The organism is Streptomyces sp. NPDC014995, assembly GCF_043080745.1.
Classification (GTDB): Bacteria; Actinomycetota; Actinomycetes; order Streptomycetales; family Streptomycetaceae; genus Streptomyces.
Window position 1 is genome coordinate 342324 of sequence record NZ_JBIBVX010000008.1, and the last position, 11601, is coordinate 353924.

The window sequence follows — 11601 nt, forward strand, 5'->3', positions numbered from 1 at the left end:
GGCGGCCCGTCCCCGGGATGGGCCGCCCCTCACCTGCGCGACGCGCGACGGGTCAGACCTTCAGCGTCCTGACGGCCGTCGGCGCGTGCCACTCCTCCGTCGCGACCTCCTCGAACTCCACGACGCCGGCGATGTCGTTGGTGCCACTCATGGAGATGTTGGTGACGCGCTCCAGGATCGCCTCGACGACGACCGGGACCTGGAACTCCGCGGCGAGTTTCTTCGCCCGCTCGAAGGCGGCCCCCAGCTCGTTCGGGTCGGTGACCCGGATCGCCTTGCAGCCGAGGCCCTCGGCGACCTTGACGTGGTCGACGCCGTAGCCGCCCAGCTCGGGGGAGTTGATGTTCTCGAACTCCAGCTTGACCTGGAAGTCCATGTCGAAGGCGCGCTGCGCCTGGCGGATCAGGCCCAGATAGGAGTTGTTGACGAGGACGTGGACGTACGGGATCTTGTGCTGCGCGCCGACCGCCAGCTCCTCGATCATGAACTGGAAGTCGTAGTCCCCGGAGAGGGCGACGACGCTCGCCTCCGGGTCGGCCCTGGCGACGCCGAGGGCGGCCGGGATGGTCCAGCCGAGGGGGCCCGCCTGGCCGCAGTTGATCCAGTGGCGCGGCCGGTAGACGTGCAGCATCTGGGCGCCGGCGATCTGCGAGAGGCCGATGGTGGTGACGTAGCGGGTCTCGGGGCCGAAGGCCTTGTTCATCTCCTCGTACACGCGCTGCGGCTTGATCGGGACGTCGTCGAAGTGCGTACGGCGTTGGAGGGTCGCCTTCTTCTCCTGCGCGGCGGCGGCCCAGGCGGAGCGGTCGGGCAGCTCCCCCGCGGCCCTCAGCTCCCGCGCCACCTCGACGAAGAGCTCCAGGGCCGCCTTCGCGTCGGAGGCGAAGCCGTAGTCCGGGGCGAAGATCCTGCCGATCTGGGTGGGCTCCACGTCGACGTGGACGAAGGTGCGGCCCTGCGTGTAGACGTCGAGCCTGCCGGTGTGGCGGTTGGCCCAGCGGTTGCCGATGCCGAGGACGAAGTCGGACTCCAGGAAGGTCGCGTTGCCGTAGCGGTGCGAGGTCTGCAGGCCGACCATGCCGGCGTTCAGCTCGTGGTCGTCGGGGACGGCGCCCCAGCCCATCAGGGTCGGCACGACGGGGGTGCCGGTCAGCTCGGCGAACTCGACGAGGAGGGCGCAGGCGTCGGCGGTGATGACCCCGCCGCCGGCGACGATCAGCGGGCGTTCGGCGGCGTTCAGCATGCCGAGCGCCTTCTCGATCTGGGCGCGGGTCGCGGCCGGCCGGTAGGCGGGCAGCGGCTCGTACGTGTCCGGGTCGAACTCGATCTCGGTCAGCTGCACGTCGATCGGCAGGTCGATGAGGACCGGGCCGGGGCGGCCGGAGCGCATGAGGTGGAAGGCCTGCTGGAAGACGCCGGGGACCTGTGCGGCCTCCAGGACGGTGACCGCCATCTTGGTCACCGGCCTGGCGATGGAGGCGATGTCGACGGCCTGGAAGTCCTCCTTGTGGATCACGGCGGTCGGGGCCTGGCCGGTGATGCACAGGATCGGGACAGAGTCGCCGATGGCCGAGTACAGGCCGGTGATCATGTCGGTGCCGGCCGGGCCGGAGGTGCCGACGCAGACGCCGATGTTGCCCGGGTGGGTGCGGGTGTAGCCCTCGGCCATGTGCGAGGCGCCCTCGACATGGCGGGCGAGGGTGTGGGCGATGCCGCCGGAGGCCTTGAGGGCCGCGTAGAAGGGGTTGATCGCCGCGCCGGGGACACCGAACGCGGCGGTGACGCCCTCGCGCCTGAGGATCTCAACTGCCGCGCGGGCAGCGGTCATTCGAGCCATCGAGTACTCCTGCTTCGGCTGTCGGATTCGCTCTCCCGTCGCGCCCCGCGGTGAGCCCTTACGTGATACTTCCGTATTGCGGAAATTGTTTTCTACTATCTGGAAGGAATGTAGGTGGCCGGGAGGAAGGGCGTCAAGAGACGGACAAGCGGGGGGTTTCCGGAGGACGATGGGGGCCATGTCCGAGAGCGTGCCGGTGCGCTGCCCGGCCTGCCGGCGCGAGCGCCTCTACACCGCGCCTTCCTACCCCTGCGTCTGCGGCTCAGCGGTCGCGCCGCGGCTCGACCCGCGCACGGCTCCGACAGCCGTCGCGCACCGGGCCTGGGAGGAGGAGTGGGTCACCGTCCCCTGTCCCGCCTGCGGCCACCGCGCCCAGTGGCCCCGCCCGGAACTGGGCTGCCCGTGCGGCACGGTCCTGCGCATCCCGGTGACCATGACCGGCCCGCGGACCGAAAGCAGCCCGGAGGAGGATGCGGACACCGGACAGGCGGCGGGCTCAGGGCGGGAGTCGGGCCCAGCGCAGGAGTCGGGCACAGGGCAGGAGGTGGACGCCGGGCAGGAGCCGGACACAGCGCAGGAGCCGAGCCCACCGCAGGAGCCAGGCACAGGGCAGGAGTCGGCTTCACGGTTGGACGCGGTTCCAGGGCAGGAAGCGCCCACCACGCCCCCGCAGACCACACCGTCGTCCTCCCCCCGCCGCCCCTTCCACCCCGTCGCCATCCGCACCGCCCGTGACGCGGTCACGGCGACGGCGCTCTATCTGCGGTGGCTCGGGTACCGGGACATCCGGCGGGCCGACCAGCGCCCCGCCTCCGGGATCGGTCTCGCCGCGCGCGGGCTGCTGGCGCACGTCGACCCCAGCGTGCACCCGGCCTCGCTGCGGGACGTGGAGTGCCTGTGGCTGACGGCCATGTCGGAGTCCGCGCACTGCGCGTACTTCTCCCTCGCCGGCTACGCCCCCGACGCCCGCGCCCGCGCCGACTCCCTCGCGGTCCCCCTCTTCGTCCTGGACCTCGCGGGCACCCCGCAGCCGGTCAACGCGGCGGCCGAGGAGTTGGAGGCGCGAAGCGCCTGAGCCCGCCCGCGCCGCCGCGGCGCCGGGCCGCCCCGATGCCGGCCCGGCCCGCCGCGCCGGCCCTACGACCCGTACCTCTCCCGCAGTTCCACCTTCCGCACCTTCCCCGACACGGTCATCGGAAAGGCCTCCAGCACCTGGAGCCTGCTCGGGATCTTGTAGTGCGCCAACCGCCCCTGGCAGAAGGCGCGCAGTTCCTCCAGGGTGAGCGGGTCGGCGGGGTCGCGCGGGATCACGCAGGCGAGCACCTCCTCGCCGTACGTCTCATGGGGTACGCCGACGACCTGGACGTCCCTGATCTCGGGGTGGGCGTACAGGAACTCCTCGATCTCGCGCGGGTAGACGTTCTCGCCGCCCCTGATGATCACGTCCTTGATGCGGCCGACGATCTGGACGTAACCGTCTTCGCGCATCACCGCGAGGTCGCCGGTGTGCATCCAGCGGCCGGCGTCGATGGCCTCGGCGGTCTTCTCGGGTTCGTTCCAGTAACCGAGCATCACGCTGTAGCCGCGGGTGCACAGCTCGCCCGCCGTGCCCCGAGGCCGGGTCACACCGGTCACCGGGTCGACGACCTTCACCTCGATGTGCGGCAGCACGCGGCCGACGGTGCCGGTGCGGTGCTCCAGGTCGTCGTCGCGGCGGGTCTGGGTGGAGACGGGCGAGGTCTCGGTCATGCCGTAACAGATCGACACCTCCGCCATGTTCATCTCGGCGACCACCCGTTTCATCACCTCCACCGGGCACGGCGAGCCCGCCATGATGCCGGTGCGCAGCGACGACAGGTCGTAGGTGGCGAAGTCGGGCAGGTTCAGCTCCGCGATGAACATGGTCGGGACGCCGTACAGGGACGTGCACCGCTCCTGCTGGACGGCCTCCAGCGTGGCCCTCGGGTCGAAGGAGGGGGCCGGGATCACCACGCAGGCGCCGTGCGAGGCCGCCGCCAGGTTGCCCATCACCATGCCGAAACAGTGGTAGAAGGGCACCGGGACGCAGATCCGGTCCTGCTCGGTGTAAGCGATCATCTCCCCCACGAAGTAACCGTTGTTGAGGATGTTGTGGTGGGAGAGGGTCGCGCCCTTCGGGAAGCCCGTGGTGCCGGAGGTGTACTGGATGTTGATGGGGTCGTCGCACGACAGCTCGCGCCCTCGCGCCGCCAGTTCCTCGCGCCGGTCGGGGGTGCCACGGCCGAGCAGCGCGTCCCAGCCCGGGTCACCGAAGTAGACCGTCTCCCTCAACTGCGGGCAGCTTGCGCGGACTTGTTCGACCATCGCCCGGTAGTCGCTCGTCTTGTGGCCGAGGGAGGCGAACAGCAGGCGGACCCCGGCCTGGTTGAGGACGTACTCCACCTCGTGCGTGCGGTACGCCGGGTTGATGTTGACCATGATCGCGCCGATCCGGGCGGTGGCGTACTGGACCAGCACCCACTCGGGACCGTTGACCGCCCAGATGCCCACCCGGTCGCCCTTGGCGATCCCGCTCGCGAGCAGCGCGCACGCCAGCTCGTCCACGTCCGCGACGAACCGCGCGTACGTCCAGCGCCGTCCGGACGGCACGTCGACGAGCGCCTCACGGTCCGGCCACAGCGCCGCGGCCCGGTCCAGGGCGGCGCCGATGGTGTCGCCGAGCAGCGGGGTCCCGCCGGTGCCGTGCGTGTAGCTGTTCACCGGAAGTCCTCCTCGCGGTACTCGTCGGCCGAGCCCGCCGCGGTGGCCTCGCGCAGCTCGATGCGGCGGATCTTGCCGGAGACGGTCTTGGGCAGCGGCGCGAACTCCAGGCGGCGGACGCGCTTGTAGGGCGCGAGGACCTCACGGGAGTGCTCGAACAGCGTCTTCGCGGTGTCGGGACCGGGCTCCCAGCCCTCGGCGAGGACGACGTACGCCTTGGGCACGGCCAGCCGCAGCTCGTCCGGGGCGGGAACGACGGCCGCCTCGGCGACGGCCTCGTGCTCCAGCAGCGCGCTCTCCAGCTCGAAGGGGCTGATCTTGTAGTCGGACGCCTTGAAGACGTCGTCGCTGCGGCCGACGTAAGTGATGTAACCGCTCTCGTCGCGTTCGCCGATGTCGCCGGTGCGGTAGTACCCGCCCGCCATCGCCTCCGCCGTGCGGTCGGGGTCGCCGTGGTAACCGGTCATCAGGCCGACCGGCCGCGCCGACAGGTCCAGCGCGATCTCGCCCTCCGTCGCGCCGGGCGCGCCCGACACCGGGTCGAGCAGCTCCACGCGGTAGCCGGGGCTGGGGCGGCCCATGGAGCCGGTCTTCAGGGGCTGCCCGGGGCTGTTGGCGATCTGCACGGCCGTCTCCGTCTGGCCGAAGCCGTCCCGGACGGTCACGCCCCAGGCCCGCCGCACCTGCTCGATGACCTCGGGGTTCAGGGGCTCGCCCGCGGCCACGGCCTCGCGCGGCGGGGTGCGCAGCTGGGTCAGGTCGGCCTGGATGAGCATGCGCCAGACGGTCGGCGGCGCGCAGAAGGTCGTCACGCCCGCGCGGTCCATCTCCGCCATCAGCCGGGCCGGGTCGAAGCGCGTGTAGTTGTGGATGAAGACGGTTGCCTCGGCGTTCCAGGGGGCGAAGAGGTTGGACCAGGCGTGCTTGGCCCAGCCGGGCGAGGAGATGTTGAGGTGCACGTCACCGGGCCGCAGACCGATCCAGTACAGGGTGGCCAGGTGCCCGATCGGGTACGACACGTGGGTGTGCTCGACGAGCTTGGGGCGGGCCGTCGTACCGGAGGTGAAGTAGAGCATGAGCGGGTCGTCGGCGAGGGTGGGGCCGTCCGGCAGGAAGTCGGCGGAGGCGGTGTACGCGTCCTCGTACGGCTGCCATCCCTCCGGCACGCCGCCGACGGCGGTGCGCGTGTAGTCGCCGGGCACCTCGTCGAACTTGGCGGTGTCCTCGGCGCGCACCACGACGTGCCGCACCCGGCCGCGCTCGACGCGGTCGCGCAGGTCGGCGGGGCCGAGCAGCGGGGTGGCGGGGATGACGACGGCGCGCAGCTTCATCGCGGCCAGGGCGGTCTCCCACAGTTCGGCCTGGTTGCCGAGCATGACCAGGATCCGCTCCTCGGCCTCGACGCCGCGCTCGCGCAGCAGGTTGGCGACCCGGTCGGACCGCTCGGCCAGTTCTGCGAAGGAGAGCCGGACCTCGGAGCCGTCCTCCTCGACGATGTGCAGGGCGGTGCGGTCGTTTCCCTCCGCGATGACGTCGAACCAGTCGAGGGCCCAGTTGAAGTGCTCGGGCCGGGGCCACTCGAAGCCCTCGCAGGCCGTGACGTAGTCCTCGCGGTGTTCCAGCAGGAAGTCCCGGGCCCTGCGGAACTGTTCTGTCGCCGTCGTCATCTGTCCTCCTGGTTGCCGGACCATTGCCGGGCGGCTCTCTGTCATCGTGTAATCCGTGATGCGGGTCTCACTACCCCCGAACGGGGGTCACCGCGGCGAACGGGCCGCGAAGAAGGGCGGGCAGGTGGCAGCAGCGGACGCGGCCGGGGCGGTGGAGATCCGTGGCGCGCTGGCGCGGCTGCGGCGGGTGACCGGGCTGCCGGTCGCCTTCGGCGGGCTGGTGGAGCCGGGCCGGCAGCGGACGCGCATCAGCGAACTGAGCGGCGCGGCCACCTCCGCGCTGCGCGGTCTCGCGGTGACCTCCGGCAACGGCCTCGGCGGCAAGGCGGTCGCCCTGGCCCGCCCCTGCGCGGTGACCGACTACTCCCTCTCCCGGCAGATCAGTCACGAGTACGACACGGCGGTGGCCGCGGAGGGTCTGCGCTCGGTCCTCGCGGTCCCCGTCGTCGTACGGCGCCGGGTGCGGGGTGTGCTGTACGGCGCCCTGCGGACGGCCCAGCCGCTGGGTGACCGCACGCTGAACGCGGCCGTCGACGTGGCGCGGGACGTGGAGCAGTCGCTGGTGGTCGGGGACGAGGCGCGCGTCCTGCTGTCGGCGGCGCGCCCGCAGGCCGGTACCGGGGCGGCCGGCTGGGAACAGGTCCGTGAGGCCCACGCGGCGCTGCGTGCCCTGGCCCCGCGCATCACCGATCCCGGCCTGCGGGCCGAACTGCTGGCCGCCTGCGGGCTGTTGACGGCGGACCGGGCGGCACCGGAGCTGACCCTGGCGCCACGCGAGCTGGACGTCCTGACGTGTGTGGCGGCGGGGGCGACCAACGCGGCGGCCGCCGAGCGGCTGGGCCTGCGCCCGGAGACGGTCAAGGGCTACCTCCGGTCGGCGATGCGGAAACTGGGGGCGCACACGCGCGGGGAGGCGGTGGTCGCGGCACGGAGGGCGGGACTGCTGCCGTAGGAGGAAGGGCCGTGGAGAGGAGGGGCGTACGACGGGCCGCCGCAGGAGAGACGTGGGTGAGGGACCGACGGTGCGAGGCACCGCCGGAGCGATCGGATCGCGCCAGGGAGGGCACCGGGCGACGACCGTCCATTCACCGGCCACCGCGACGCATTTCCCTGTGCCGCAGCTGTTATATCCCTCACCACCCCGTCCCTCCGGATTTCAAGCGAACGTTGAATAGAATTTGGCCCGGACACGACACACGGAGGGAGCGGTGACCGTGCGACGGGACTTCACGGAGCCTGCCAGATGCCGCCCCGACCTGGTCATCGGCCGGGAGGAGCTGTTCACGGCCGCCCGTGACCAGCTGGCCCGCGGCGGCAGTGTGCTGCTCCACGGCCCCGCCGGAATAGGAAAGTCGACCGTGCTGCGGGCATTGGCCGCGGATTACGGCGAGACGGCCCGCACCGTGTTGCGCTGTTCGGCCACCGAGTCCGAATCGCACCTCCCCTTCCTGGCCCTGGCCGACCTGTTCGGTCTGGTCCTCGACGAGGTCTCCGACCGGCTGCCCGCCGCCCAGCGCACCGCCCTGGAGTCGGCCCTGACCGGGCGCGGCGAATCGACTCTGCAACGCGACGGGCTCGCCCTGCGCCTGGCCGTGCTGTCCGCGCTGCGCGCCCTCGCCGCCGCGGGCCCCGTCCTGGTCGTCGCCGACGACCTCCAGTGGCTGGACTCCGCCAGCGCCGAACTCCTCGGCTTCGCCGCCCGCCGCCTGGGCGACACCCCCGTCCAACTGCTGTGCGCGGTGCGGACGGAGGGGCAGGAGTACGACCGTCATCTACGCGCGTCCCCGCCCGACACCCTGGCCGTCCGCCTGCACCCCCTCTCCCGCCCCCAGGTCTCGGTCCTGCTCGACCACCGCGGCTACACCGACCTGCCCCGCTCCACGGTCCGCGAGATCCACCGCACCAGCGGCGGCAACCCCCTGTTCGCCCTGGAGCTGGGCCGCGCCCTCGGCGAGAACCCGACCCCGCCGCGCCCCGGCGAGCCGCTGCCCGTGCCGACCTCGCTGCGCGCCCTGGTGCTCAGCCGTCTGGAGATGCTCTCCGACGAGGCCCGCCGCACCCTCCTCGTCGCCAGTGCGGGCGCCCGCCCCACCCTGGCGCTGCTGCACGCGGCCGGCCGTGAGGACGCCGAGGCCGAGACGGCCCAGGCGGCGGCGCTCGGGCTGCTGGCGACGGAGCCCGAGGGGCCGGCCGTGCGGTTCGCGCATCCGCTGATCTCGGCCGCGCTGTACGCGGAGGCGCCCGCGCAGGAGCGGCGGGCCGCGCACGCCGCGCTGTCCACGGCCGCCTCCGACCCGATCGAGCGGGCCCGCAACCTCGCCCTGGCGACCACCGGCACCGACCCGGAGGTGGCCGCCCGGCTCGCCGAGGCCGCCGCGCTGGCCCGGGACCGGGGCGCGCCCTCGTCGGCCGCCGAGCTGGGGCTGCTCGCGGCCCGCCACACCCCGCCGGACGACACGCCCGGCCCGGACGAACACCGGCTGCGGGCCGCGGAGGACGCCATCACGGCCGGCGAGGTGGACCTCGCCCGGGACATCGCGCGCGAGGTGCTGACCCGGGCCACGGTGCCCGCCGAGCGCGTCCGGGCCTGGGAGGTGGTGATCGAGGCGGCCGGGCAGTCCCTGGGCGAGGTCGACGCCGTCTTCCCGCAGGCCCTCGCCGACGCCGGCGACGACCCGCGGCTGCTCGCGCTGGTCCACTACCGGCTGGCCTGGCGCAAGCTGGTCGTCGAGGGCGACTTCGCCGAGGCCCGGGAGGAGGCCGCGCACACCGCCGACCTGGCGGCGCGGGGCGGCGACCGGCGCACCGAGCTGATGGCGCTGTCCTTCCAGGCGTCGACCGAGACCCTGATGGGCCACCCGGACGCGCCCGCCACCATCAAACGCGCGCTGAAGGAGCCGCAGGACCCGTACGTGGCCTGCCACCACAACGGCGCCGGCACGGCCCGCTTCCGCTGGCTGCTGATGAGCGATCAGCTGCCCGAGGCCCGTTCGACCATCACCGCGCTGCTGCGCGAGGTGCGCCGGCGCGGCATGGTCGAGAGCGAGGTGCACTTCCAGCGTTTCCTCGCCGACATCGAGCTGCGCTCCGGGCACTGCGGACGCGCCCTCGACCTGGCCCGCGAGAGCCTGCGCCTGGCCCGCGACTCCGGCATCGGCCTGGGCGCCTCCGCGATGCTCACCTCCCTCGCGGAGGCCTCCGGCGGCGACGTCGGCCGGGCGCTGGTGCTGGCCCGGGAGGCCGCGGACCGCGCCGAGGAGGACGGCGACCAGATGTACCTCTCCCGGGCCCTGGCCGCGCTGGGCTACGCCCAGTTGGTGGCCGGGGACGCGGCGGGCGCGGTCGGCAGCCTGCGCCGGGTGCGGGAGCTGGAGCAGGGCCTGGGCATCACCGACCCGGCGCGCGGCCGCTGGCAGGGCGATCTCGCCGAGGCCCTGGTCCGCGTCGGGGAGGCGCGCGAGGCGCAGGAGGTCATCGACGTCACCCGCGAGCACGCGCTGCGGCTGGGCCGGGAGAGCGTCCTGGCGGTGCTGGACCGGGCGGAGGCGCTGGTGCGGGCCGCGCGCGGCGACCAGGAGGGCGCGCTGGTCCGCCTGACGTCGGTTCAGGACCGGCTCGCCAAGCTGGGCTACGGCCTGGAGGAGGCGCGGGCGGCGTTCGCGCTGGCCCGGCTGCGCACCCGGCGGCCGGGACCGACGTCGTACGACGAGGCGGCGCGGCTGTTCCGGCGGTGCCGGGCGCTGCCGTGGCTGCGCCAGGTCGACGCGGCGGCCGCGGACGTCCCGGTGGAGCCGTCGGCGCAGCCGGCGCCGGTGCCCGCGCCGGACGCGCTGGAGGGGCTGGCCTCGATGGAGCGTCAGGTCGCCTCGCTGGTCATGGAGGGCGCGACCAACCGGGAGATCGCCGCGCGGCTGTTCATCAGCGTCAAGACGGTGGAGGCGACCCTGACCCGGGTCTACCGCAAGCTGGGGATCCGCTCCCGGGTGGACATCGTCCGACTGGCGGCGGGGCGTCACGCGAAGTAGCGATTCCGCGGGTTAACTGCCGACACGGGCTCATGGCACGGGCGTTCACGGCACGGGCTCGGCGCGCGGGGTTCGCCGAGCGGCGACCGAGGGTTTTCCCTCCCCAACTCCCTTAGGGGGTTCCCTCATTGGGACGCAAGGGTGCCGGCCCCTAGCGTAAGGGACGTGCCGCTCGCCCGGGCACACGGGGGTCGGTCCCGCGCCCCCGTGCACCCCCCACACCCGCGCGACCCCCCACCGGCAACTCCCCCAGCAAGGAGATCCATGTTCGGGCTCAACCGTGCCAAGAAGACCGCGGCTCTCGTCGCCGCGACCGCTGCCGCCGCGGCGTCGGCCTTGCTCAGCGCCCCCACCGCTGTCGCAGCGCCCCAGCCGATCGTCGGCGGTACGACGACCACCACGACGGCGTACCCGTTCATGATGCAGATCACGGACGCCTCGCAGAACCAGTTCTGCGGCGGCACCCTCGTCTCGGCCACGAAGGTGGTCACCGCCGCGCACTGCATGGTCGGCGAGACCACCAGCAGCGTCAGAGTCGTCGGCGGCCGCACCTACCTCAACGGCACGAACGGCACGGTCAGCCGGGTGAGCAAGATCTGGATCCACCCCGACTACACGGACGCCACCAAGGGCGACGACGTGGCCGTCCTGACCCTGTCGACGTCGATGCCGTACACCAAGGCGTCGTACGTCTCCTCCTCCCAGACGAGCGTGTACGCGGCCGGCACCACGGCCCGCATCCTCGGCTGGGGCACCACCTCCTCGGGTGGCAGCTCGTCCAACCAGCTGCGCACGGCGACCGTCCCGGTCGTGTCGGACTCCACCTGCGGCAGCTCGTACGGCTCCGACTTCGTCGCGAGCGACATGGTGTGCGCCGGATACACCTCCGGCGGCGTAGACACCTGCCAGGGCGACAGCGGCGGTCCCCTGCTCATCGGGGGCGTCCTGGCAGGCATCACTTCCTGGGGCGAGGGCTGCGCGGCGGCCGGTTACCCGGGTGTGTACACCCGGCTGACCACCTTCTCCAGCCTCGTGACCGCACAGGTCAACTCGTAACCGGAAAGTCCTCCTGAGCACCCCTCAGGTGATGTACCGGGGGGGGGGGGGGGGGGGGGGGGGCCGCGCGCGCCCCCCCCCCCCCCCCCCCCCCCCCCCCCCCCGCGGGGGGGGGGGGGGGGGTTTGGGGGGGGGGGGGCCCGGGGGGCCCCGGGGGGGGGCTGGGGGGGGGGCCGGGGGGGCCCGGGCGCCGCGGTCGGGGATCAGGCGACGCCGGAGGGCACCAGCGCGCCGTTGACGGCCTCGATCAGGGCGCGGGGCGTCCTGGCGTCGGTCA

General features: G+C 73.2%; 7 protein-coding genes. 4 read left to right on the forward strand and 3 right to left on the reverse strand.

Annotated features, from left to right (window positions below; genetic code table 11):
* Positions 1-52: 52 nt before the first annotated feature.
* The gene (gene gcl, locus ACF1A1_RS18970) at positions 53-1837 is read right to left on the reverse strand and encodes a glyoxylate carboligase (protein WP_392001112.1); all 1785 of its coding nucleotides are present in this window, start codon (positions 1835-1837) and stop codon (positions 53-55) included.
* 178 nt (positions 1838-2015) lie between these two features.
* On the opposite strand from gcl, the gene ACF1A1_RS18975 reads away from it, so the two are divergent.
* Positions 2016-2912 carry a hypothetical protein gene (locus tag ACF1A1_RS18975; RefSeq protein ID WP_392001113.1) on the forward strand — a complete coding sequence of 299 codons (897 nt, stop codon included), beginning with the start codon at positions 2016-2018 and terminating at the stop codon, positions 2910-2912.
* 62 nt (positions 2913-2974) lie between these two features.
* On the opposite strand, the gene ACF1A1_RS18980 is transcribed toward ACF1A1_RS18975, so the two are convergent.
* The gene (locus ACF1A1_RS18980) at positions 2975-4576 is read right to left on the reverse strand and encodes an AMP-binding protein (protein WP_392001114.1); all 1602 of its coding nucleotides are present in this window, start codon (positions 4574-4576) and stop codon (positions 2975-2977) included.
* Positions 4573-6243, reverse strand: a complete 1671-nt coding sequence (locus ACF1A1_RS18985) for an AMP-binding protein (protein ID WP_392001115.1) — start codon at positions 6241-6243, stop codon at positions 4573-4575. Before ACF1A1_RS18985 ends, ACF1A1_RS18980 begins: the two co-directional genes overlap by 4 nt.
* Positions 6244-6301: 58 nt before the next feature.
* Between ACF1A1_RS18985 and ACF1A1_RS18990 the strand changes: the two genes are divergently transcribed.
* The 3 genes from ACF1A1_RS18990 (at position 6302) to ACF1A1_RS19000 (ending at position 11324) form a co-directional block, all read left to right on the forward strand.
* A complete protein-coding gene (locus tag ACF1A1_RS18990; RefSeq protein ID WP_392001117.1) occupies positions 6302-7195 on the forward strand; it encodes a response regulator transcription factor in 894 nt (297 codons plus the stop codon).
* Positions 7196-7451: 256 nt separating this feature from the next.
* Positions 7452-10268 (forward strand): ATP-binding protein, encoded by a 2817-nt coding sequence (locus ACF1A1_RS18995; RefSeq protein WP_392001119.1) that lies wholly within the window; start codon positions 7452-7454, stop codon positions 10266-10268.
* Positions 10269-10532: 264 nt separating this feature from the next.
* Positions 10533-11324, forward strand: coding sequence for a S1 family peptidase (locus tag ACF1A1_RS19000; protein WP_392001121.1), 792 nt, complete (start codon positions 10533-10535; stop codon positions 11322-11324).
* Positions 11325-11601: the final 277 nt, after the last annotated feature.